This window comes from Mesorhizobium sp. B2-1-8 (assembly GCF_006442545.2).
Taxonomy (GTDB): Bacteria; Pseudomonadota; Alphaproteobacteria; order Rhizobiales; family Rhizobiaceae; genus Mesorhizobium.
In genome coordinates this window covers 215,879-239,387 of record NZ_CP083953.1, presented here as the reverse complement: position 1 = coordinate 239,387, position 23,509 = coordinate 215,879, and the positions used below count along the sequence as shown (strand labels likewise).

Here is a 23,509-nt window from a genome sequence, read left to right as displayed (position 1 = left end):
TGCCTTCCTTCAATTTTGTCATTGGCCAAAAGCCGGCTCTAGCAAAAGCAAGAGGGTCGCGCGGATAGAGGCTGCAATTGGCGTAAGCGCGGTCTGACCGCCGAGAACCCCGGAGAGGACAAGGACAGCGCTTTGTTCCGCCGGCTCGGCATTAAGCCGATGGAGCCCGAGGCCCTGTGAGCGGGCGAGCCTTGCTCGACCGCTACAAGGCGACCTTGAGCGGGCTTGCCCGCAAGGATCGGTTGCGCACCTTGAGCGCCCGCTCAGGGCTCGACTTCGCCTCCAACGACTATCTCGGTCTCGCGTGCTCCCCGCGTATTGCGCAGGCCGTTGCGGCGGCACTCGCAGCCGGCACGCCTGTCGGGGCCACCGGCTCGCGGCTTCTGCGCGGCAACGATCCCGAACACGAGGCGCTCGAAGCCAAGGCAGCCACTTTCTTCGGCGCCGAGCGCGCACTGTTTTTCGGCGGTGGCTATGTCGCCAATTTCGCGGTGCTCACGACCTTGCCCCAGAAAGGCGACCTTATCGTGCTGGACGAACTCATCCATGCCAGCGCGCACGAGGGGGCGCGAACGGGCCGAGCCGAACTGGTGGAAGCCGCCCACAACGATGCGGGCGCCGTGGACGACGCCATTCTCGCCTGGCGAGCCATGGGCGGCACTGGCCGTCCGTGGATCGTAGTCGAAAGCCTCTACAGCATGGATGGCGACCGGGCTCCGCTCGGTGAACTGATCGCCGTCGCGGACCGCCACGACGCCTTCCTGTTCGTCGACGAGGCCCACGCCACCGGCGTCCATGGTCCGGACGGGCGCGGCCTCGCGCATGATCTTGAAGGCCGCAACAATGTCGTGGTCCTGCACACCTGCGGCAAGGCGCTCGGTGTATCCGGGGCGCTGGTCACCGCGCCTACGGTGCTATGCGACTACCTCGTCAACCGCTGCCGCCCCTTCATCTACGCCACCGCGCCCTCGCCGCTGATGGCAGTGGCTGCAGCGACAGCCCTCGACATTGTTGCGGATGAGCCGGAGCGCCGTGAGCGGCTGGCCACCCTGGTCGCGCTTGCCGGCAAGCGGGCTGAGGCGCTGGGCCTGCCGGCGAGCGGTTCGCAGATCCTGCCGATCATCGTTGGCAACAATGCAAGCGCCATGGCGCTGGCGCAGAAGTTGCAGGCGCGCGGGTTCGACGTGCGGGGCATCCGCCCGCCAACCGTGCCCGAGGGTACGGCAAGGCTGCGGATTTCGCTGACGCTGAATGTTGGCGAGCATGACGTTTCGGCGCTGTTTGACGCGCTTGCTGACGAACGGGAGTACGCGCCGTGACAGTGCAGATCGTTGTCACCGGCACCGACACCGGCGTCGGCAAGACGGTGTTCGCGGCCGGGCTGACCGGCCTGATCGACGGCATCTACTGGAAGCCGGTGCAGTCGGGTACCTGCGAAGAAACTGACAGCGAAATTGTCTCCCTGCTCGCCGGATTGTCTGGCGATCGTGTGCTGCCCGAGGCCTGGCGCCTGCGCCAGCCGCTATCGCCACATCTTGCCGCCAAGTTGGACGGTGTGGAGATCGATGCACAGGCGCTTGTCCTGCCAACGACCAGCCGGCCGCTCGTTGTCGAAGGCGCCGGCGGACTTTTGGTGCCGCTCAACAGCCGCGCGTTCTACATCGACGTCTTCGCGCGATGGAACGCGCCGGTGGTGCTCTGCGCCCGCACCACGCTCGGCACCATCAATCACACGCTACTCTCGATCGAGGCTCTGCGCAGCCGCTCCATACCGCTGCTCGGGGTGGTGTTCATCGGCGACAGGGTGGTCGACACGCAAAAAACGATCACCGATATGGGCAAGGTTCGCGTGCTTGGCCGTCTGCCGCGTCTGGAATCCCTGACGCCCAGCACGCTGTCCGCCGCCATGCAGACCTCATTCAGCGCCGCCGACTTCATGGAGATCCGACCATGAGCTCCGCTGTCTGGCATCCCTTCACCCAACATGCCACCGAGCCGGTGCCGCCGACCATCGTGCGCACCGACTGCGCCTATGTCGAGACCCGAGACGGAAAGCGCATACTCGATGCGATCTCGTCGTGGTGGGTCATCACGCACGGCCATCGTCATCCGAAGATCATGGCGGCGATCCGGGAGGCAACCGAAACGCTCGACCAGGTGATCTTCGCCGGTCTCAGCCACGAGCCGGCCAAGCAATTGGCCGCGGCGCTGGTCGACATGACGCCGGCGGGCCTCGACTGGGTGTTTTATTCCGACAGCGGATCGACCAGCGTCGAGGTTGCGCTCAAGATGGCGCTAGGCTTTCACCGCAACAATGGCTTCCCACGCTCGCGCATCGTTGTCGTCGAGGACAGCTATCACGGTGACACCATCGGCACGATGAGCGTCGGCGCTCGTGGTGTCTTCAACGCCGCCTACGAGCCCCTGCTGTTCGAGGTCGACATCATCCCCTTCCCTTCCGCGGGACACGAACAAGAGACGCTCGATGCGTTCGAACGACTGGCGCGCCAGTACAAAGTCGCAGCGCTGATCATCGAGCCGCTGGTGCTCGGCGCGGGTCGCATGCTGATGTATCCGGCACAGGTTCTTGCCGAACTCAAGCGCATCGCCGAGCGCTCGGGCACGCTGTTCATCGCCGATGAAGTCATGACCGGCTGGGGCCGCACCGGCACCATGTTCGCCTGCGAGCAGGCAGGGATCGCGCCCGACATATTGTGCACCTCCAAGGGGCTGACGGGCGGCTCGTTGCCGCTGGCGGCGACGCTTGCCACCGATGCGATCTTCCGTGCTCACTTTTCCACGGACCGGTCCAGGACCTTCTTTCATCGGCCAACCCGATCGCTTGCGCGGCTGCACTCGCGAATGTCGCCATCTGGAACGATGAGCCTGTGGCCGAGCGCGTGGCCACCCTGTCGAGGATGCAGAAGGACAAGATCGCGCGGTTCAATGGGGATCCGCGTTTCAACAATGTGCGCACGACCGGTACGATTGCCGCGCTTGACCTCAGCGTCGGCAATGCCGGCTATCTCGCCGAGGTCGGCCCAAGGCTGCGCGCCTTCTTCCTCGAGCGCGGGTTGCTGGTAAGACCGCTCGGCAATGTTATCTACGTGCTGCCGCCCTATAGCGTCACATCGGGCGAACTCGACCAAGTCTATGATGCAATCGACGAGGCAGCCGAGCTTGCGAGCGACAGCCTATGAACCGCACGTCGCGCATCATAGGCCTTGGCCATCACGTCCCGGCGCGCAAGGTTGGCAATGCCGAGATCGAGGCGAGCCTCGGACTGGAAGGAGGCTGGATCGAGGGGCGCACCGGAATCCGGTCACGCTTCTGGGCAGAACGCGACGACACGCTCTCTGGCTTGGCGGCACAAGCAGGCGACACGGCGCTAAAGGCAGCCGGCATTGACCGCAAGAACGTCGGCTTGCTTCTGCTCGCCACTTCGACCCCGGATCATCTGCTGCCGCCGACCGCGCCGCTGGTGGCGCACAGGCTCGGCCTTGAAAAGGCCGGCGCGGTCGACCTTGCCGGCGCCTGCGCGGGGTTCATCTACGCGCTGACCTTCGCCGACGGCTTCGTGCGCCTGCACAACAAGCCAGCCCTCGTCATCGCTGCCAACATATTGAGCCGCAGGATCAATCCGACTGAGCGGGCAAGCGCCGTGTTGTTTGCCGATGCGGCAGGTGCGCTGGTGCTCGCCCCTTCCGGCGATCCTGGCCACGGCATACTCGGCGCCTCACTAGCCTCGGACGGTTCCGCTTATGGCCTGATCCACATCCCGGCGGGCGGCAGCAACCGTCCCTTCTCCGACGAGATCGACATCGCCGAAACCCGCATGACCATCGCGAATGGCCGCGACGTCTTCGCCAAGGCGGTGGAGATGATGAGTCGCTGTGCCGTAGAGGCGCTGGAGGCGGCTGGTCTTTCGGCGCAGGACGTCGCGCGCTTCGTGCCGCATCAGGCAAATGCCCGCATCTTCAACGCGGTCGGCAAGGCGCTCGGCATCGATGATGAGCTCATCGTCAAAACCATCGCCGACTATGGCAACTCGTCGGCCGCAACGATCCCCCTGTCGCTGTCGGTCGCGCACAGCGCCGATCCACTTCGACCAGGCGCCAAACTGCTGCTGGCAGCGGCGGGCGCCGGCCTGACAGGCGGTGCGCTGGTGATTGGTTTCTGATTTCGGCAGGGCGCCCACGAAGCCTGTGCAACGCAGTTCCTAACACGTCCCGACCTCACCTTTGAGGACCCACTGGCCCGCGACAAGAGTTGACAAGGTAGCTTCGCATCGTCCAACCCCCTCAACAGGGGAGTCCCGGTGCTCTTGAAGGCGACGCGGTTCAAGATCGCTGAGCTGGAGAGCTTTGGGTTTCGGCGAGTTTCAAATCGCGTCCTTGTAGATGTCGCCGTCCTTGAGGATCATCAGCAGACGGCCAGGATCCTGCAGCAGGCCAATGTCATCCAGCGGGTTGCCGTCGACAACAAGCAAGTCCGCTCGCAATCCCTGGGCAACGCGTCCAATCTCACTCTCCATGTTGAAGAGTTCCGCGGCAGTACTGGTGGCCGATCGGATCACCTCGATTGCGGACAGCACCTCGCGGCGTATCGCGAATTCCAGCGACTGATGACGGTGGAGAGGTCCGATTAGATCGGTCCCGTACACCATCCTGACGCCATGCCGCTGCGCGACCTCCAGCGAAGCTGATCCCACGTCCAGCACATATTTGATCTTCGCGTGAAGCTCGGCCGGCATGCCGATCGAGAGGCCTTCTTCCCACATGGTTATGTAAGCGGACAAGGTTGGAACCAGATACGCGTTGCGCTCCACCATCAGTTGCGCCGTCTCGTCATCGAGGAAGTTCCCGTGCTCCACGGATCGCACTCCGTTGACCACGGCGTGGCGAATGCAGCGCGCTGTATAGGCATGGGCCATGACATAGCGTTCCGCGTTTTCTGCCTCCTCCACTGCTGCGCGAATTTCCTCGGCTGAGAACTGGGCGAAAGTGATCGGGTCCGTATAGGACGCGATACCACCCCCGACCATCAGCTTGACCTGATGCGCGCCGCGACGGATCTCATCTCGGGCCGCTTTTCGGACTGCATCGACGCCATCGACAATTCGACCGAGGCTCGAACCGGATGATTTCGGCTTGGGGGTTGTCGGGCATCGTCACCGTTCGCCGTCTTTTACGCAACCGGCCAAGCGCTTCGTTGATGACGATGCGCGACAGCCACGTGCCGAGCGAGGCGTCGCCGCGAAAACTCTCGAGGTGGGCAAAGGCCCTGACATAGGCCTCCTGGACGATGTCCTCCGCCTCGCTGTCATTGCGCACTACGCCGCGCGCGATGCGATAAAGCCGCTGGTTATGCGTCTTGATGATGGTGCGGAAGGCAGCGCCGTCGCGCGCCATGGCGCGCTGTGCCAATTCCAGGTCATCAGACGCAGCGATGATTTCGGTCGCGTCTCGTCGAACGTACAACATGAGCAGTCTCCTTGCCCTTCAATAGATGGGTCTCGACAACAAGGGTTCCCGAAAATTCGTCACACTGGAATCGACGACAGGAATTCGCGCCTGAGATCAATGTCCGTGTCAAAAACGCCGAGCATGCATTTGGTGATCAGGCAGGTGCCGTGCGCGTGTGCGCCGGAAGCGCGAAGAGACTAAGGGTTAGCCCCTAGTGCTTGGTCCCATGTCCATGCGCGGCGGCGAGTTCTCGAATGTGCGCCACTGCCTCATACTCGGTGCCGAATGGGCTGGCGATAGCGGTTCCGTTTGGATCAAGGGTCACGGCCAAGAACGGGAATCCCTTCATAGGCGGCGAGTAGACGACGAAGGCGCGCTTTTTGCTCATCATCCTGTCTAGCACGTTGCGCATGAAAAGCCGGCCAGGGTCTATTCACCATTCCTTCACCATATCAGCACATGCTGATAAGCGGACATGCTGATGTAAAGCGTACATGTCAAAAGCCCCGGTGCAGACCCAAGCACCGGGGCTTTTTCAGATAGCGTCCTTCAGAAGATTTCCATGACAACCAGGACGATCCCAATCGCCGCAAGGGCCATGACGAGGATCATAGCTACCTCGAAGGCGTGACCGAAATTGTCAGTCATCTGGCACCACGCACAAAGGGACAATAGCCCGGCCTGCTCATCGTGTGACACAGGATTCCGCAGGCCGGGCCGCACCGGCTTTTGAGGGCAAGAGCCGGTGAAGATTGAGCATGTTCCTAAGCGGATCTGTGCGCAATGGCATGTCCGAATGCGTACAAATTTCGCTTAATTAGCCTTCTTCAAAATGAAGTCGCTTATTGTCCCGTTGGCTTGGACGCTTCGAATTTGACGCCAGCGTCTTTGAGGGCCTTCGCAACCGCGATTGCCGCATCATTTGGCGCCCGCAGGATCAAACCATCCATGGGTGCGGTGTCAGAGGATTTCGTCTGGACACTCCATCCGCTTTCCTTGAACGCGCCCTGGCTGCAATCGATGCGGCGGCCGATGGCGATCACGGGTTGCCGATCGCGACAGCAGTCATTGCCGAGTTCCGGAAACGAAACGCGCTCCTTCCCTCGCTGCATTCCATCGAGAAGATTGGCCTCGGCGGTCGCGCGGATGTCCGTCCCGTCGGCCAATCGCACGGAGTAAAAAATGCGTGCTCCGCTCGCCCGCTACCCCCAACATTTCGAGATCACACAGGAAGCGCGTCAGTGGCTCGCAGAGCGCGTCTCCGATCTCATCGATCACATTGAAACGATGTGCCGAGCCTGGCTTGAAAAGTTGAGAATCCAGGCGAACACCGCAGCGCGACGAGCCGGTTAACGCTACCACAAATTAATTCCACACTGCCCTTTATGCGACTTTCGAAGCACAAAGGACGAACGTTGAGAGGGCGTTCTGTGTTTTGACGTCAATAGGCTGCCCATTCCGCAATTCCGGTGATCATCAGCAATGGCATGAACGGGGTCGATTGCGGACCGACAGCTTACTGCGCTTCCGTTATCGTTAGCGGACATTCAGGAATGTAACTCTGATCGCCTTCTCGGGAAAATTAGAAGGGGCAGCGTTCAATGTTCTGACTCGAATCTCATAACGGTTCGAATCCTCTCGGGCGCGCCCGACAGGATGAAACTGAGAACTCGTATGTAATTGTTTGTGTTATATGATTCTAAATCGTTTGCCCGCTTAAGCCATATACCGTTCAAGCTTGAGCTTGCGCTTCTCCCAATCCGGCATAACTCGGCCGAGAAGGCTGAAAAAGGCGGCCCCATGGTGGGGCTCCGCGATATGGCAAAGTTCGTGGGTAATCACATAGTCGATGGTATCGACAGGCGCTTGAATAAGGCGGCGGTTCAGAAGGAGACGGCCAGCTGGCGACATTGATCCCCAGCGCTGCGCGAGAGACTTGATCGTCAACCCCGCTGGCCTGAACGCTTCGGGGTTGGAGAACCTGTCAAGGCTCAGCTCAACGCGCTCTCTGAACTTGACTTGCGCGCGCATCCTGTACCAGTCCTCCACCAACTGTTGAGTGACATTCGCACGATCCGGAAAATGCGTCTGGACAAGGATGAATCCTCTGATGAGCTTCACCCCGTCCTGAATATGGGGGACGACTTTCAAGCGATATTGGCGGCCGAGATACAGGTGGGTTTCGCCCGCTACATATAAGCGCTCGGGCGTACGCGGAAGAAACTGTGCAAAGTAGCGCTGCTGGCGCCGAACCCAGGCGGCCCGCTTGCGCACCTTGATCTTTATGTCCTCGATCTTCGCATTAAAAGGCGCTGCGACGACGACGCTCATATCCGGCTCGACCGCGATTTCCAGTGTCTTGCGATCGCGGCGTATGATCGCGAAGTTTATCGCTTGGTTCCCGTACTCGATTTGGAAGCTCCCTGCCGTCATGCCGGAAACCTTGCGCGGGCGACGTCCATGATTTGGTGTTCCAGGTCATCGATATCCTCAAGAGTGAGTTCGATGCCCTTTTCGTCCCGCAAGATATCAAAGAAATAGTCATCGATCGCGTTATGCATCTTGTTCTGAGCGATGTCGTTCGCCCATACACCGACGATATGATGGGCCTTTACAATTTCGATCAGTTTTAGGGCGATGTCGGCAGCCGCAGCGTCGACGTCCTGCCCATTCCCGGACCGCGAAAGGACCGGCTGAAGAAGCCCGAAAAATGCCTGAGCGTCATCATTGCCTTTGATGATGGAGGGTACGGCTCGGCCATGATCTCTGCTGGCGACTTTGCTCGCTAGATCGATAATGTTGTTCAGATAATCCTTCTCAGACATCCGCTTGTCCCGATACTCACGGATGGTCTCCTCCAGCATTTCAGAAAAGCGTCGGTAAAGTGCTGGGTCCTCATCCATCTTCTCGGTAATTTTTCGCCGCGTCGCACTGGCGATACGATCCGCCTTTGATGCCTGTGAAACGCCGGTCTCATTGACAACGGCTCTGAGAGCCTCCGGATCGTTGATATTGACGACCTCAATAATCGTCTCGGCAGGCATTGCCACGACGTGATCGTCCAGAAGCTTCTGAATCTTTGGCTCGAATTCCTTGAGGTCGACGGTTTCCTGATAGCGCAACTGAACCGAGCGCTTGAGTTCGGAAAACTGCTTCCAGTCGCGCTTCATGGCATCAACCTTGTCCTCCGCAAACACGTCGAAAAGCTTGTCTGACGAAAGCGAGATATGGAGGCACCGCGTGAAAGTCCGAAGGCGTTCGTAGAAATCCTGGCGAACCCCTTCGTCAGCAAGAAATTGTTCGAATTGCTCCATGTCGCGCTTGTTGCGAATGTTCTTGAAGATATCCCAAAGCTGGTTGTGCAACTGGGGGAGTTTTCTAATTTCCTCCCGCACGTCGTGGACGGTACCAGCCAGGTCTTCAGCCTCAAATCCATCGAAAGCGCTGTAGGTCGTAAGTGCGTTGTCCAGCTCACCCAGCAGCCCTTCATAGTCTATGATGAAGCCGAACTGCTTTTCTTGCCCGTCTTCCTCATACAGCCGGTTGACACGGGCAATCGCCTGCAGAAGGTTGTGCTCGCGCAGCGTTTTGCAAACGTAAAGCACCGTATTGCGCGGTGCATCAAACCCTGTCAGCAGCTTAGATACCACGATGAGTATCTCAGGATCACCGGAGCCTTTAAAGCTCTCCGTAATCTGGCGGTTGTACTCATCCTCAGATCTATTGAAGCGGGCCATTGTCCGGTCCCAGAACTTGCGGACCAGGTCTTTGGACTCCTTGTCGACCTCTTCGTTTCCTTCATTGTCGTCGGGCGTAGAGATTATGATTTCACTCGACACATGCCCGATTTCGTCGAGAACTTCCTTAAAGCGAACGGCAGCCGCTTTTGACGGCGCAACGAGCTGCGCCTTGAATCCGGTACCCTGCCAGAACTGCCGGTAGTGTTCGGAAATGTCGTAGCCTTTCGCCCGAATGGCTTGCCCTGTTTTCGACAGGGCATCCATGCGTGAGAACTTGCGCTTCAGGTCCGCCTTCTGCTTGTCGGTTAGCCCTTCGCTGATTTTTTCAAACCACCGATCAATGACGTTCCCCGTAAGCTGCTGTTCGACCATCCGCCCCTCGTAAAGGAGCGGCACGACCGCGCCGTCGGCGACGGCTTCGTCGATCGCGTACTTATGGATGAGGCCGCCGAACGTCGACAGCGTGTTCTTTTCCTTTTTGAGGAGAGGCGTGCCAGTGAACCCGAGATAGCAGGCCTTGGGCAGGATGCGCCGCATCTTCATAGCGAATTTGCCATGTCCGCCATAGCGCCCGGTCTGCGTACGATGGCTTTCGTCAACTAAGACAAAGATGCTGGCATCGTCGTCAGCCGCATGATCCCCTTTGGACGCGGTGTCGAACTTGTTGATGATAGTGGTAATCAGCGAAGCCTTGTTACGGATGAGGCTTAGTAGGTGCGTGCCGCTGCTCGCCCTAACGGGCTCCATGTCGCAGGACTTGAATGTTCCCTTGATCTGCTTATCGAGATCATCGCGATCAGTGACGATTATGATGCGCGGGTTGACAATGTCGCGATCAAGAGCGAGCGCGCGGCCCAACATGACCATTGTCAGCGATTTGCCCGAGCCCTGCGTGTGCCAAATCACGCCACCTTTGCGAATGCCATTGAGGTCAGTCCTCTTGACGCGCTCGACAGCTAGACGGATACCGAAAAACTGTTGATGACGTGCGACCTTGCGGACGCCGCCGTCAAAGACGGTGAAGCGTCGGATCAGATCAAGAAGCCGTGAGGGGCGGCAGAGCGCGTAGATTGTTCGATCCTGGGCCGAAACCGCACGCGGACCTTCACTTTCAGATGCCTCAAAGAACGGGCGCGCTTCGGCGAAATCACCGGAAAAGACAGCCGACTTCTCCGCTGGAGTGAGCGACCGGTTAGCCAAGGGAAGAATGAGCTCGTCCCGATCCTCCTCGTCGCGCCAAGTCTGCCAAAACTTCTGAGGCGTACCCACGGTCGCGTAGCGCGCTTCTTGTCTGTTCATCGTCATGAGGAGCTGCGCGAAATGAAACAGATGAGGGATGTTGTCCTCGTTCTGATAGCCGATCAGCTGACTCCCGGCTTTCTTTAGGCTCTCGGTTGGCCGCTTGTTTTCGATCACCACGAAAGGCACACCGTTCACGTAGCAAACGATGTCGCATCGCCTGGTTTGTGTCGTACCCGCGCGCTCAAATGAGACTTCAGCCGTAACATGGAACGCGTTGTTCTCGGGTCGCTCCCAATCGATGAACTTGAATGAATAGCTCTTTGAGTCTCCGTCTATCGTCTTGGTGATCGTAGTTCCGAGAACCAGCGTGTCGTAAATGTCCTGGTTGGTGCCTTTAAGGCCCTTGATGCGGTCCGGCGTCGGCTTTAGCCGCCTGATCGCTTCATGTGCGTCCTCAAGATTGAACGGATAATCCTGCCCCCGATGGGTAAAACGGTTGATCTTCAGCAGCTGCTCTACGAGCACGTCGTCCAGAGTCACATTGCGCTGACGCCCCCCACGTTTCTGGTCGGCCTCGGCTTGCGAAAGTGGGCGGAAGCCCAAGGCAACAAGCAGCTGAAGCGCCGGAATCTGCGACTGATACTTCTCAGCGGCGTTAAAGCTCATTCATCGCCCCCATCTTCGTCGGCCGCATCAGATGCAGGCTTTTCGATCAGTTCGATCGCAACCGGGATGCCGAATTGCTGGATGCGCAGGGCGGCGGTCTGAAAACTTACCTTGCTGAAAAAAGGGAGGCCGAGGGAGCCGTCGGCGTACGGTTTTCTCATAATTCCGAAAACGACCTTGTAGTCGTCGCGGACAAGTTTCTCGCCGCTTTTCGGAAGGTGCGCCTCAAAGCCCCTGCCGAAGCTCCGGACCTTGGACCGCAGCTTTTTTCTGAAATCGGCATCGCTCACCAGCGCTTCAGCGCTGACGACGCCCTGAGACCACAGGTGACTGATTGGTCCCGAGGAATGCCCATCCTTCAGGTGGATGAATTCCTTATTGCCCGAAAAGAAGTCGCACGGTTCCAGATTCCCATAGCGGACTCCGGCGGGATTGATCTTTTCCTGGTCAAGCTTCAGCAGATCGGCGCGATTAGCATGCGTATCCGCGATCAGCGCCTCTTCATTCTTGCAGGTCGTAGCACCGATGATGGTGACCTTCTCGGCGGCATCGAAAAAATCGTCAATTTGCTTTTTGAATTGCTTTTCGACGCAATACCAATCCCCGGCAAAGAGGACGTAGTGCTTCTCCGTCGCTCCAGCGCCCAACGACGTCTCGAATACGAAGCAGTCGTAGAGACGCCACTTCTCGGAGAACTCCTCCTCGTCCTCTCCCTTGGCTTTGATGCGGTGCTTGTCTTTGACATCGGCCATTTCGCCATCAAAGTCGCACCGCTCAAGTTCGGCGATGTAGTCCTCAATTGAGAGGCTGTGGAACGTTGTTCCGTGGCTGCCGAAGCCGTTGTAGTGAAGCTCGCTGCCTTCGGTGTAGTTGACAATTTCCGGCGGCGCCATGTGCAGGTCAGATGCCTTGCCAGCGCGAAGATCAGCAATGGCCTGAAAGAGCCTGGCGTCCAAGTGCGCGATTAGATCCTTCTCGCGAACGACGCGCATATTGTCGATCCAGGAGAACTCCTTGCGGTAGTCGATTTTTCCATACGCTTCGACAATCTCCGCGCATTTGGCCTGAATGTCTCCAGGCTCGACCGCGCATGTGATCGACAGAGCGTCCTTACCCGCAATAAACCGCGCAAAGGCAGGATTCGTCGGCGTCCCACCGGCAACCCGCGCCAGGTCACGCAGCATATCGACGCCGAATTCCTGCAGGTCGCTGTCCTTACTGGCCTGAACGCGTTTTTGAAACGTCACGGCATCCGGTGTCGCCAGGTCAAGCGTTCGCAAGTTCCCACGCGGCACCGTGTTCAGCGTGACTTTCAGGCCAAACTGGCGCTCGAAGGCATCGTCATTCAGCGCGATATGGACATGTCCGAAACACACCGCCGCCATCCGGTCTTTCACCGGTACAAACAGAACTGCGCCCGCACCGCTGGTAAGCATATCAGTCGGCAGATCGGCGCTTCCTCCCTGAAGAAAACCGGTCCATCTCGGAGGGTTGGCGTACACCTGGCCGATATAAAGAGACGCCCCCTCAACCCCGTCCCAAGGACGCTGCTCAAGCGCACGCTCCTCGTCCGGGGCGAAGCTGGCCGAAAAAGCCGTTTCCGGTGTCCGCCCCTTCCGCAGAAGCCGCAGGTTAAGGGTGCGAGTGGTCTTGTGCTTAGGCAAAGGCCGCCTCCCGAACGCGCCACTCGCCGGTGAGAAGTTTCTTCATCAATCCGCGCTTTTGGGAGGCGAGCGCGTCTCGGTATTTGACCTCCGCATTGATAGCTATCTCAGTGTCATCTAAGACGCGCGCAATAATCTCCTGACGTTCGTAGGAAGGAAACGGCACCTCCAGTTCAAGAAAGTCTTTCTTATTTAGAACGCGGTTCCGTCCTGCGCCTCCAGGTGACACCAAGCCCAATAAATAGAAAAAACGCGGTGTAGTCAGAACATGCCGCAAGTACCGTGAGCTTGCTTTTCCCGCTATTGGAACAAATGTGGGGAAGCGATGTGACACCAAGCAATTGTCCTGCTCGGTGGGAACCAACGCAATTGCACCCTCCCAGGCAAATGTAATGTTGACGATGATATCGCCTGCCCGGGCCACAAAAAGGGTGTCCATGTCGACCGAATCAGGATTCTCAACCTCACGTGTGTACGAGCCTTTGCCGTGACTGCGGACACTAAGCGCGCGATACGGACCATCGGGCTTCTCAACCGGTCGCGAGACGGGTGACAAGAAGTCCTGAATGCTCGACCTTTTTGCCGATTTCCAATCGATTATTTGATCGCGAAGCCCGAGATATTGCCTCCGGCGAAGCTCAATCAACTGCGATGTTTTCTCCAGTGCCGCGTCCCACGCCCGCAATATGTCCGCTATCTTGCGCTGCTCGTGAATTGGAGGAAGTTCGAACACAAACTTCGCCAAGATGTCCTGATTTAAATTGCTTATACTTGATCCACCCCCTAGACGATGCAAGTGTTCCTTGAACATAGGGGAGCGCACCAGCTTCGACAAATAACTGTGGTCAACATCCTCGGTTTTGACCCGAGCGCGAATTGTAAATCCTGAGAATGACAACGGCTCGGATACATCCTGGACCAAAACACATCGCCCAATCAGTGCCTTGTTGCCGTTAGATCGGACAAACAATAGATCATTGTTAACTAGAAGATCATCCTCATTTATTTCTCCGTTCAACGTCGTGCTTTTCGTATTTGAAAAATCGGACAAAACTTCATTGTCCAGAAAATCTCCGACACCGATTACCTTGATCTTTTTCCCCCTAGACGCCTGCGTGAAGTTCATGCCATTGCGAAAATCGACAAGGTCAGCAAAACTGCATTGCGTCCAGCCGCTAGGTATCGCGCGGGAGGCCTCCTGCACGGCGCGGGCTTCGTCCGTTTGCAGAATCGATTCATGTTTAGACATCTACGCCAAGCTCCTTCAGATGTCCGGACATGCGGCCGCGCACCTCTACAAGTTCATTTTCGATTTGATTGATCTCTCTTTGCAGTAGGGCGACATCGATTTCTTCGTCAGCTTCAAAGGTATCGACATAGCGCGGGATGTTGAGGTTGTAGTCATTCAGCGCTAGTTCGCCTGTGTCGGCGAGATGCGAATATCTTTCGATCACCGATCTACTACGGTAAACCTCCAAAATTTTGTTTGTATGCGCGCTGTCCATCACGTTCTGGGTCTTACCCGGCGTAAACTCCTTGCTCGCGTCGATGAAGAGTACGTCCTTACGCGCGGCATTCTCCCCGCCTTCTTCGCGCGAGCGATCAAACACAAGTATGGCCACAGGAATGCCCGTTGTAGTGAACAGGTTAGCCGGCAGGCCCACGACAGCGTCGAGAAGGTTTTCCTCGATCAGTTTCTTGCGGATCGCACCTTCTGCGCCACCACGGAACAGCACGCCATGCGGAACAATGACGGCGACCCGCCCGCTCTGCCGCTTGGCTATTTCAATCATGTGGGTGATGAATCCGTAGTCACCTTTCGACTTCGGCGGAACCCCCCGCCAGAAGCGGTTGTACTGGTCGTTCGCTGCGTGCTCTGCACCCCACTTGTCCAGAGAGAATGGTGGGTTAGCGACGACAACATCGAACTTTATCAAGTGGTCGCCTTCGATGAGCGTTGGGCTGTTCAATGTGTCGCACCACTCAATGCGCGCAGAGTCCTTGGCGTGCAGAAACATATTCATGCGCGAGAGTGCCCATGTCGCGCCATTAACCTCCTGCCCGAACAGCGCGAAATTATCCGAACCCACCTCTTCCGCAGCGCGGATCAAAAGCGAACCGGAGCCACAGGCCGGATCGCAGATTGTGTCTCCAGCTTTGGGTGCCGCCAATTTCGCCAGCAAGCGAGACACGGCAACAGGCGTATAGAATTCGCCTGCCTTCTTTCCTGCATCCGATGCAAAGCGTGAAATCAGATAGATGTAGCACTCGCCGATGATGTCTTCGGTGACCCGTGAGGGCCGCAAGTCGAGGGCAGGCTTCGCGAAATCCTCAAGAACATTCTTGAGCCGGCGGTTCCGGTCTTTCACCCGGCCGAGATTGGATTCTGAGTTGAAATCGATGTTCCGGAACACACCTTCCAACTTGGCGCGGTTGGCGTCCTCGATCCGCTCCAATGCGATATTGATAAGCTCGCCGATATTGGCTTCGTTGCGCTTCGCATACAGGTCGTAAAAGCTCGCGCCCTCGGGCAGAACAAACCGCTCGCGTTCCAGCCGACGGCGAATGCGGGTTTCGTCACCACCAAACTGCTTGCGATATGACTCCAGATGGTCATTCCAGTTGTCGGAAATATACTTCAGGAACAGCATCACCAGGATGTAGTCCTTGTACTGCCCGGCATCGACGACGCCTCGGAATGTGTCGCAGGCCGCCCATGCGGTCTGATTCACTTGTTGCTGGGTAAGCTGATCGGTCATTTTTCCCTCCGGTTTGGTGTGCAGCGAAAGCCGCGTTATTGGTGATTCTGTTTGTTGCCGGGGCCGCTTCGCTGGTCATTCCGGGCGAGGCTGCGAAGCGTCGATGTTAGTAGCCGCTGCCGGATTTCCAGTAAGCGCAGCGTGAGCCGGCGCTCTTCGGCGGCGAGCGCATCCACTTCTACGATCCTGCGCTGCGTCGCGAGATCGGGGAGATCGACCGGCAGGTTTTCAAGGTCGCCGCGCGAGATCATCCGCAGTTTTGTGCCCTGTGCCGCCTTGTCGAAATATCCCTGAGCCCAATCGGAATTGATGAACCAGGCGAGGTAGCGCGGGTCTACGAGCGCGCCGTCAGGACGGATAATGACCAGCGGCAGAACGGCGACGGACGCTGATTCCAACCCTTCCACGGTGGCGGCCGTGTTTTTGTCTCCGCGTGAGCGGAAGACGATATCTCCGTCGCTGACAAGGTAGCGGGGAGCCACACTGCCCAACTCGCATTTGATTATCTGCGAGGCATTCACTGTTCCGTCCGGTTGCAGATCGCGCAACTGTAAGATGGGCGTACCGGAAGCGCTAGCCTCAAGCCGCTCCCGGGCGGTGAACCCCATCTGTATCTCTGAAATCTGGCGCATCGCCATTTGCATGTCTGTAGGCCTTTCTACAGACATGTTGCCCACCCAACCCACCGGCTGTCAACCGGTATTTTATGCTGTAGAAGCGCCTACAGACTGAGGAGCCAGCTTCACCCGTTTGCCGGGGCGCGGCTTGGTATGGGCCGTCCATCGCCTCACTGCAGGCAGGCGACGGCGAGACAGCGGACGGGCTGCCGCCCTGCTGGCGATGTGTGTTCCGGAGCCTCTTCGCGCGGAGGATCGTTACGAGCCCCAATCAGGTATGAAACCGATATGACGGGTTCGGCACCTGATTGTCAGAGAGCTCGGTCATAAGCATGCCGACCTTACGCGCAAAGGAAATCGATATCGGATGCCGTCCGATACCCTCGCTCGAGTTCCAATTCATCTTTGTAAGAGCCAGAATCTCACTGGCGCGCTGGCGGATATCGGTGGGCCCGCAGGACCCAATCTGCAGGGGGGCCGGAATATGCGGGCCGGGATATTCATCCCACCACGGCACGTAGCCGCTCGTGTAGAGATAAGAATCATTTCCGATTGTACAGAGCGTGCCGCGCCAGGGCTCTTGCATTCCTTTGCGGATCAGGCGGAAGGCCGTAGGCCTGATCCAGACCAGGTCGCAAACTGGCACCCGCAATTCGGCTGCGTTCCTGAAGCCAGCCGCCTCCTCAGGCTCGTATGTGCTGGTCTTGTGAACCACCACGCGCGAAGGCAGCACGCCGGCGATCGCTTCGTACTTGTCGAGCACATCCTTCATCATGTCGCCCGCCTGCGCGGCGCTCAGATAAGGCTGGCGGTTGCGTCTCTGTTCGTGGGGAACCGTGGCGCCCTTCAGTACAAAGGGTTCAATTTCGTTCGAGAACGCTTGAGCCACGCTCGCGTAGACGACATCCCCCTCGCGCCGCTTGAGATGATGGAACGATATGCCGATGAAGCAGGTGTTGGCAGGCAGATCGGCCGGTCTCCAGGGCTCATGACCTGCCTTGTAAAACAGAGATGTCGCGAGGTTCCACGCGCGCGTCGCAAAACTTTGGCCAACATCATCTGGACGCATGTATGTGTCGCGGCGCAGAACCTGTATAGGAACCGGGTTCTGGTGCGTCATGATCTTAGCTTTCAGGGCTCTGTAAAAGGTCCTGAACAGAAGATCTTCAGCTTGGGTTCTCAGGTCCTCTGCCGCCTTGGCTTCTTCCGGCGTTGGCTGGAACAGTAACAACTGATCCTGCTCCTCCTCCCGCTGTAGCCTCTCAAGAGCGTTACGCTCCTGAATTGAGAGCCTGGGATTGCTTATGCGGAGGTCGGCGAGCTCCTCGGGCAGGCACACAACGATACAGTCGGGGCGTGTGTCGCCAAAAAGGGTCTGAATCTTGGAATCGAAAAGATCGAGCAGTTCCTCGAACCTTTCCGTTGGAGACGCGCGGCCCATCGCATGGGAAAGCCGCTCACCATCGAGCGGACGAACGAAACGGTCCTCAATGACAAAGTTGACCCCGAGCGCCTGGGCTGCTCCCGGCCAGTCGCGGTACCGGCGGGCGTTACGCTCGCGCGCGACCGACATGCCATTGAAGCGCAAAAGCCATTGGCGTGCGGCGGCCATCTCGTCCATGGGGCCGATAAGCGCAGTGCGCACGTCCCGCATCGACGCGGTGTCGACGGGTCCAGCCGCCGCCATCACACGGCGCGGGTCGACCCCTTGCTTGTTGCCGCCAAAAACCAGCTCTGGCTCAGGCAGGCATTCGATCTTGATCTTTAACGTCATCTTTCACGAGCCCGATCTCGGGCACCTCTACCGTTAGGAACGACGATTCCAGGATCAGATCGTCGACATGCCGGTTTCCAATGTTGATCGTTTCCGCGCTCTTGCCCAAGAGCCGGCTCCAGAACAGAAGGTCGGCCTCGACATTCTTGTTGCGGTCAAACTTCATACGGCTGGTTGCCTTCGCCGTGCGCGTGAATGACGGCAATGGCGTTTTGCCGTTACGGCCCGTGAACATGTAGAAGGGCTTTATCCGGACACACCACTGCCCGCCTAGCTCTACAATCTCGAAGGAAAACCCTTCATTTTCGAACCATGTCTTTGGGCCGTCGCCCCGCTTTTTGGCAACGTCGCGCTTGATGTTCCGGCGCTGCGGACTATTCCAGACAAACGTCCTGCTTTGCCCGTCTCGCCCCTGGAAGTAGGCGCGGTTCTTTCGCTTTCCTTCCTCAAGCATCAGACCCTGATCCGCAAACCCGCTGACGTAGCGTTCCCAGTGCTTTCGCAAAAGCCATGACAACACACGGCGCTGGTCAGGGTCGGCTTCGATCTCCGAACGGGGAATCCAGGCACTCGATGCTTCGTCGGCCATCGGTCCGAGGATGGTCAGGAGCAGCGGCAAGGGCACAAAACTCCAAAGCTCGGTGCCACGATCGACGAAGGTCCCGCACTCCGACAGGTCGAAACCCGCCGGGCGTTCGCGCAAGGGCTTTCGAAGCTGGACGATCGATACTCGTTCGGGCAGCACGCTGAACGGAAGTACGTTCAGGATATAGATGCCAGTTGGCACATCCGACCGCGCTACCGTATCTGAACCCGCAGCGCTCGTGGCGCGCTCGACGATGGCTTCAAAGCATCCGTGACGGTGATAGAACGCCGTTCCCCCGCCAGACGCACCCATCAGGTCCCTGACTTCAATAAGGCCGGTGCCCTCTCGCTCCATCGCGCTGAGGCCGAAGAACACATCGCACAATGAGGGATTTCGGGTGTCGGTGAGGGTCTCGGTCGGGTTGAACCGGCCATCGTTATCAAGCGTCAAGCGTCCCGCCAGCCTCTGGGTCAGGCCGCCGGGATTGCTGAAGACGATCTCGGCACCCGGCCGGATTTCGATCGTCGCAGGCTCATGTATGGCATAGTCCCGATGCACGAGCATGTTGACCAGCAGCTCGACAAGCGCGCGCGGGGGATAGGCTGGCCGCTCATCATGCTGCCGCTGCTTCTTCACCTTGAGAACGGGATTGACGTCACCTGACTCGATCTTGGCAAGCAGTTGCTTATGCTGGCCGATGAGGTTGCCGTCATAGACCTCCCGCTTCTTCCCAGCCTCGGTCACCGCCACAACGGCATGGGGGAAGAATTGCTGCGTGCTCTTGCCAAATAGAAGCAAGGCGCCCGCCGTAATGCCGAGGCCGCCGTCACCCGGGATTATCAGACCCTGTTCTTTCATCAGGGTCGTGAGGGACTCACTGGTAATGGGCGCGCGTTTCAGTTTCACGCAATATTCGCGCAGGACCGAGAGCGCGAGGTCGAGGTCGAGATCGTCGATCGACGCCCCGGGAACGATGCGTTCATCATAGGCCGCCAGATGCTCTGCCGGAGCGGAATCCTCCGGGCGGGCGGAATACCGTTCCTGGCCAGCGACCTCATTGTCCAGTTCATCAAAGAGCTCGTCAAAACCATCGATTTGCAGCAGCCGGAAATTCGGACCGAGCCGACGGGCCAGTGCTTCAACATGCGGGTGCGGGGTTTCACCGTGCCGAATGCACCAGTAGACGCCGCGCGGAAAATCGAGACGGCCTTCGGTGTTCTGCCCGAACACACCGTCCATGATGGATGGCTCTGAGCCACGGAAGCCGACGACAATAAGAGGCGCACCGTGCGTGAGGGGACGGATGAGGTCCGTGAGCGCGGGATCAAGTGCGCCAATTTCGTCAGTGGCATTCTTGTCGGCATATTGTTCGGCGCGTCCGTGAAGCCAGACTACCTGGCATTTGTTGAAGACGTTGAACTGGGCAAAGTCACCCGGCCCGCGGTTGACTTCGTGTATGTGACGGATATGCGGCTGCCGCTCCTTTAGGGCGTCCACCAGACACGTGTCGAAATTCGTTGTGAAAATCGTGTTGATGAGGCCGCGCATCACCAGTTCCGACACGACCTTGTAGCCTCGGCTGATCCCGTTAACCGGTTTCAGAATGTCGAGAATGACGCGCTTGCGGAATTCAGCGGGCCGGAGCAGGTGCTCAACGACCAGGGGGAAATTCTCTGCAAGCCGGTCGTTGCCCTGAATGAACCACGGAAACGCTTGCAGCCAAACTTCCCATTCTGTCGGCCTAACGCGCTCAGGCGGCCGTGCGCCTTTTAGGACCTGCTCAGAGTAAACACGGCGCGCGATCTGCTTGACGGACTCTGCCGCCATAGGGACGCCTGAGCGAAACGATGCACCCGCTCCGAGCAACAGAAGCGGCGGCGGGTCGTCCGACGGCCTCAATAGTTGACCAAGCACACTGACAGCTTCGGCGTTGCCACTCATGGACATGTCACTCCTGCAGTAAGCGTACCCTATTTGTTCTTTGATTCCCATATCGCACAAATTATCATCCACATTCCAGAGGCCCAGCTCGTCTAGGGGCATCCGTGGCCTCACAAAGGTGACGGCGCGACAGCGAACAGCCTGACGGGCCGGCCCGAATCTCTTTAGGTAGCAGCCTTTTCGTGCCCTTTAAGTACCCATAAGGAACATCGCTCAAAGAGCACTAGCCTGTCCCTTTAAAAATGTGCTATTATGTGTACCATGAGCGCACCACGCGAAGAAAGGCTAAAGAGAGTCCTCGAAGCCGTCCCGGCCGGCTTTATCGTGGATGCCCATTGGCTGGACGCCCATGGCGTCAGCCGTTTCCTGACGCGCAAATATATAGAAAGCGGCTGGCTGCAGCGCCTCGCACGCGGTGTTTTTCGCCGTCCGGCACCGCAATCGGTCCCCCTCGACTGGCAGACCTGTCTGCTCTCTCTCCAGCACATCATGAACCACAAGGTGCACGCTGGCGGCACTACGGCCCTCGGCCTGCAGGGCTACCGCCATTATCTTCCACTCGGCAGCCCCGCCCCTGTCTGGCTCTACGGCAACGACATCCCCAGCTGGCTACCGCGCCTTCAACTGGACGCGCCGCTCACAACACGCAGTCTCTCGCTGTTCGGCGAACCGACCCTCGGTCTTGCCGACAACAAATCCGGCAGCACTGCAACGCTGCCCTGGGGCTGGGCGCTCCGCCTGTCCTCGCCCGAACGCGCAATCCTGGAAGCGCTCGAAGAACTGCCTGCGAACGAAAGCTTCCACAATCTCGATTTGGTGTTTGAGGGACTCACCACGCTGAGTCCCCGCCGCCTTGCCACCTTGCTGCAGAGTTGCAGCAGCATCAAGGTGAAGCGCCTGTTCTTCGTGTTCGCCGACCGTCACAAACATGCCTGGCGCGAGCGTCTCAATACTGACGATTTCAATCTGGGAACAGGCGACCGCGCCCTTGTGAAAGGGGGAAGGATACATCCTCGCTATCGCATCATGGTTCCGCCAGAGTTCGCCGAAACGCCAAAAGGAGCTGCCGATGGCCCGTGACGCCTATGCTGGACAGGTTGCTCTGCTGGTGCGCTTGCTCCCCTTCATTGCGCAAGAGGAAGTGTTCGCGCTGAAGGGCGGAGCCGCTATCAACCTTTTCTACCGCGACATGCCGCGCCTCTCGGTCGATATCGACCTGACCTACCTGCCGGTGCGGGATCGCGCGGAAAGTCTGGCGGACATTGACAAACCCTCGATCGGATTGTCGCCGCCGCTCGTCGCGGCATCCCGCGACTCGATGCCCGCCGCATAGAGGGCGGCGGCGGCGGCGCCACCCGCATCAAGGCGCGGCTGGAGGGCGCCGAAATCAAGATCGAGACCTCACCTGTCACGCGCGGGGTTGTGCATGATCCTGAGCGCCGCGCGGTGTCACCCGCTGTCGAAGAAGAGTTCGGTTTCGCATCCATCCAGGTCGTATCGTTTGAAGACCTGTTCGGCGGCAAGCTTCATGCAGCGGTCGATCGTCAGCACCCACGCGATCTGTTTGACGTGAAGCTGCTTTATGAGAATGAGGGATTCACCGATGCGCTGTTCCGCACGTTTCTGGTCTATATAGCCAGCTCTCCACGACCGGCGCACGAGTTGCTTTCACCGAGCCTGAGCAAACTGGATGAACCGTTTGCTCGTGAGTTCGTCGGCATGACAACAATTCCGATCACTCTCGAAGAGCTCGCGGAAACCAGAGGCCGGCTGCTCGCCGACATCCGCGCGCGCCTCAATGCCAACACACACCGATTCTTGACGACCCTTCACGATGGCGCGCCGGATTTCGAAGCCATCGGTCTGCCGCAGGCCGCAGAGCTTCCCGCCGTGCGCTGGAAGCTGCTAAACCTGAAAAAACTGAGCGCTGAGAATTCTGAGAAGCATAAGGCTCACAGGGAAGAGCTTGAAAAGCTTTTTACCTGAAGGAGAACCGAACAATGAAAATGGAGGCTTCCTGGCGCTTCGACACACCCGGCCCCATGCCGCCGGAAGCGGTGCGTGAGTTTGACACCCTCATCGGCAAGGTCGTGGCTCAAGGCAGCCGCTGGCGACTGCTCGAACATTTCAAAGGATATTTCGGGGCGTCCGGCAGTAGCTCTTCCGAAAGCTGGGCAGAATCCGACCTGGACGATTTCATGTGGCGGACAGCAGAGAATGCGCCGCTATTCATCGAAGCCTTTTACGAGGGGTGTGAGGCGTTGCGCAGCGAAGACATCGCGGTCCCTGATGTTGGCCGCATGAATCGCATTCTAAGTGAGCACGGCGTCGGTTACGAAATCAGGCCGCCGGACCTGATCGCCGTCGGCCTTCACCAACCAATCGCTGTACCCGAGCGCTATCAGTCGCTTGATGAACAGGCGCAGGACATTGTGCAGAAATCGCTCAATCAATCCGAGAAGCTGCTCGCCGAAGGGCATCCGCGGCAGGCTGTCCAGGAGATTCTGTGGCTGATGGAGTCGGTTGTGACAGCTTTCAAAGGCCTTAGCACCGGCAGTGCCACGATCGAAGAAAAATACTTCAACAAGATCGCGCAGGAACTCCGGAACAAGAAGAAGGGACAAACAATCGAGCAGGTTCTTGCGTGGCTCACGACGCTACACGGCTACCTTTCGTCACCAACAGGCGGCGGGGTCAGGCATGGCGTTGATCTTAAGAGCGGCATCACGATTAATGTCGATGAAGGGCGCCTCTATTGTAACCTGATCCGCAGCTATGTGACATTTCTCATGACTGAGCATTATCGGATGAGTCGGGGCGTCCAAGAATAACCGCGAAGTCTTGTCGGCAGCAGGTACGGGGGCGCTAGCAGCCCGGCCCAAGCACCACAAGCCACCGCCATCGAACGCGCTGAAAACGAGCCACAAACGAGCCACAGACCGAAAAAGACCGATTCAGACAATGGCGGATTTCTGCGGGTTTCCGAGGGTTCGATTTTCGTCCGAAAACCCTCGAAAATCGGTCTCGAAAAGGGATAAATGTGGTTCTAACCCAT

At 58.4% G+C, this 23,509-nt stretch carries 16 protein-coding genes and 3 pseudogenes; 8 read left to right on the top strand and 11 right to left on the bottom strand.

From position 1 onward, the window contains the following. Positions 1-176 precede the first annotated feature (176 nt). The 4 genes and pseudogenes from FJ970_RS32255 (at position 177) to FJ970_RS32240 (ending at position 4,180) form a co-directional block, all read left to right on the top strand. The gene (locus FJ970_RS32255) at positions 177-1,319 is read left to right on the top strand and encodes an 8-amino-7-oxononanoate synthase (protein ID WP_140761731.1); all 1,143 of its coding nucleotides are present in this window, start codon (positions 177-179) and stop codon (positions 1,317-1,319) included. Next, positions 1,316-1,954: a dethiobiotin synthase gene (bioD, locus tag FJ970_RS32250; protein WP_140761728.1), complete on the top strand. Its 639-nt coding sequence runs from the start codon at positions 1,316-1,318 to the stop codon at positions 1,952-1,954. The genes FJ970_RS32255 and bioD overlap by 4 nt, the downstream gene beginning before the upstream one ends. Further along, positions 1,951-3,200, top strand: a pseudogene (locus FJ970_RS32245) (adenosylmethionine--8-amino-7-oxononanoate transaminase). Before bioD ends, FJ970_RS32245 begins: the two are co-directional and overlap by 4 nt. Then, a complete protein-coding gene (locus FJ970_RS32240; protein WP_140761725.1) occupies positions 3,197-4,180 on the top strand; it encodes a beta-ketoacyl-ACP synthase III in 984 nt (327 codons plus the stop codon). Before FJ970_RS32245 ends, FJ970_RS32240 begins: the two are co-directional and overlap by 4 nt. A gap of 201 nt (positions 4,181-4,381) precedes the next feature. Here FJ970_RS32240 and FJ970_RS32235 read toward each other — a convergent pair whose 3' ends face one another. From FJ970_RS32235 to FJ970_RS32225, 3 genes and pseudogenes are all read right to left on the bottom strand, one after another. After that, positions 4,382-5,074 (bottom strand): amidohydrolase family protein, encoded by a 693-nt coding sequence (locus FJ970_RS32235; protein WP_265336244.1) that lies wholly within the window; start codon positions 5,072-5,074, stop codon positions 4,382-4,384. Positions 5,075-5,132: 58 nt separating this feature from the next. After that, positions 5,133-5,483, bottom strand: a pseudogene (locus tag FJ970_RS32230) (sigma-70 family RNA polymerase sigma factor); the annotation flags it as partial. Positions 5,484-6,307: 824 nt separating this feature from the next. Beyond that, positions 6,308-6,637, bottom strand: a complete 330-nt coding sequence (locus tag FJ970_RS32225; protein WP_181178718.1) for a hypothetical protein — start codon at positions 6,635-6,637, stop codon at positions 6,308-6,310. Positions 6,638-6,647: 10 nt separating this feature from the next. Here FJ970_RS32225 and FJ970_RS32220 point away from each other — a divergent pair, with 10 nt between their 5' ends. Further along, complete coding sequence (locus FJ970_RS32220) at positions 6,648-6,818, top strand: hypothetical protein (RefSeq protein ID WP_227792342.1); 171 nt, start codon at positions 6,648-6,650, stop codon at positions 6,816-6,818. A gap of 363 nt (positions 6,819-7,181) precedes the next feature. Here FJ970_RS32220 and FJ970_RS32215 read toward each other — a convergent pair whose 3' ends face one another. From FJ970_RS32215 to FJ970_RS32180, 8 genes are all read right to left on the bottom strand, one after another. Next, on the bottom strand, positions 7,182-7,898 hold the full coding sequence (locus tag FJ970_RS32215; protein WP_140761716.1) for a M48 family metallopeptidase: 717 nt from the start codon (positions 7,896-7,898) through the stop codon (positions 7,182-7,184). Then, the gene (locus FJ970_RS32210) at positions 7,895-11,113 is read right to left on the bottom strand and encodes a type I restriction endonuclease subunit R (protein WP_140761713.1); all 3,219 of its coding nucleotides are present in this window, start codon (positions 11,111-11,113) and stop codon (positions 7,895-7,897) included. The genes FJ970_RS32215 and FJ970_RS32210 overlap by 4 nt, the downstream gene beginning before the upstream one ends. Beyond that, positions 11,110-12,777 carry a DUF6119 family protein gene (locus FJ970_RS32205; protein WP_140761710.1) on the bottom strand — a complete coding sequence of 556 codons (1,668 nt, stop codon included), beginning with the start codon at positions 12,775-12,777 and terminating at the stop codon, positions 11,110-11,112. The genes FJ970_RS32210 and FJ970_RS32205 overlap by 4 nt, the downstream gene beginning before the upstream one ends. Further along, positions 12,770-14,026 carry a restriction endonuclease subunit S gene (locus FJ970_RS32200; RefSeq protein WP_140761707.1) on the bottom strand — a complete coding sequence of 419 codons (1,257 nt, stop codon included), beginning with the start codon at positions 14,024-14,026 and terminating at the stop codon, positions 12,770-12,772. The genes FJ970_RS32205 and FJ970_RS32200 overlap by 8 nt, the downstream gene beginning before the upstream one ends. After that, positions 14,019-15,536, bottom strand: a complete 1,518-nt coding sequence (locus FJ970_RS32195; RefSeq protein ID WP_140761704.1) for a type I restriction-modification system subunit M — start codon at positions 15,534-15,536, stop codon at positions 14,019-14,021. The genes FJ970_RS32200 and FJ970_RS32195 overlap by 8 nt, the downstream gene beginning before the upstream one ends. A gap of 35 nt (positions 15,537-15,571) precedes the next feature. Beyond that, positions 15,572-16,174, bottom strand: coding sequence for a restriction endonuclease subunit S (locus FJ970_RS32190; RefSeq protein ID WP_140761701.1), 603 nt, complete (start codon positions 16,172-16,174; stop codon positions 15,572-15,574). Between the two features lie 250 nt (positions 16,175-16,424). Beyond that, a complete protein-coding gene (locus tag FJ970_RS32185; protein WP_227792340.1) occupies positions 16,425-17,927 on the bottom strand; it encodes a hypothetical protein in 1,503 nt (500 codons plus the stop codon). Continuing rightward, positions 17,893-20,454 carry an SIR2 family protein gene (locus FJ970_RS32180; protein ID WP_140762418.1) on the bottom strand — a complete coding sequence of 854 codons (2,562 nt, stop codon included), beginning with the start codon at positions 20,452-20,454 and terminating at the stop codon, positions 17,893-17,895. Before FJ970_RS32180 ends, FJ970_RS32185 begins: the two co-directional genes overlap by 35 nt. Before the next feature lie 261 nt (positions 20,455-20,715). Here FJ970_RS32180 and FJ970_RS32175 point away from each other — a divergent pair, with 261 nt between their 5' ends. The 3 genes and pseudogenes from FJ970_RS32175 (at position 20,716) to FJ970_RS32165 (ending at position 23,285) form a co-directional block, all read left to right on the top strand. Then, entirely contained in the window at positions 20,716-21,534 is an 819-nt protein-coding gene (locus FJ970_RS32175; RefSeq protein ID WP_181178736.1) for a type IV toxin-antitoxin system AbiEi family antitoxin, read from the top strand. Further along, positions 21,524-22,440: pseudogene (locus tag FJ970_RS32170) on the top strand (nucleotidyl transferase AbiEii/AbiGii toxin family protein). Before FJ970_RS32175 ends, FJ970_RS32170 begins: the two are co-directional and overlap by 11 nt. Before the next feature lie 14 nt (positions 22,441-22,454). After that, positions 22,455-23,285, top strand: coding sequence for a hypothetical protein (locus tag FJ970_RS32165; protein WP_140762424.1), 831 nt, complete (start codon positions 22,455-22,457; stop codon positions 23,283-23,285). Positions 23,286-23,509 lie beyond the last annotated feature (224 nt).

Bases quoted from the DNA above. Each gene is read 5' to 3' on its own strand.
- FJ970_RS32240 (WP_140761725.1), top strand. From the start codon at position 3,197: ATGAACCGCACGTCGCGCATCATAGGCCTTGGCCATCACGTCCCGGCG.
- FJ970_RS32220 (WP_227792342.1), top strand. From the start codon at position 6,648: ATGCGTGCTCCGCTCGCCCGCTACCCCCAACATTTCGAGATCACACAG.
- FJ970_RS32215 (WP_140761716.1), bottom strand. From the start codon at position 7,898: ATGACGGCAGGGAGCTTCCAAATCGAGTACGGGAACCAAGCGATAAAC.
- FJ970_RS32210 (WP_140761713.1), bottom strand. From the start codon at position 11,113: ATGAGCTTTAACGCCGCTGAGAAGTATCAGTCGCAGATTCCGGCGCTT.
- FJ970_RS32200 (WP_140761707.1), bottom strand. From the start codon at position 14,026: ATGTCTAAACATGAATCGATTCTGCAAACGGACGAAGCCCGCGCCGTG.
- FJ970_RS32195 (WP_140761704.1), bottom strand. From the start codon at position 15,536: ATGACCGATCAGCTTACCCAGCAACAAGTGAATCAGACCGCATGGGCG.
- FJ970_RS32190 (WP_140761701.1), bottom strand. From the start codon at position 16,174: ATGGCGATGCGCCAGATTTCAGAGATACAGATGGGGTTCACCGCCCGG.
- FJ970_RS32185 (WP_227792340.1), bottom strand. From the start codon at position 17,927: ATGACGTTAAAGATCAAGATCGAATGCCTGCCTGAGCCAGAGCTGGTT.
- FJ970_RS32180 (WP_140762418.1), bottom strand. From the start codon at position 20,454: ATGAGTGGCAACGCCGAAGCTGTCAGTGTGCTTGGTCAACTATTGAGG.
- FJ970_RS32175 (WP_181178736.1), top strand. From the start codon at position 20,716: ATGAGCGCACCACGCGAAGAAAGGCTAAAGAGAGTCCTCGAAGCCGTC.
- FJ970_RS32165 (WP_140762424.1), top strand. From the start codon at position 22,455: ATGAAAATGGAGGCTTCCTGGCGCTTCGACACACCCGGCCCCATGCCG.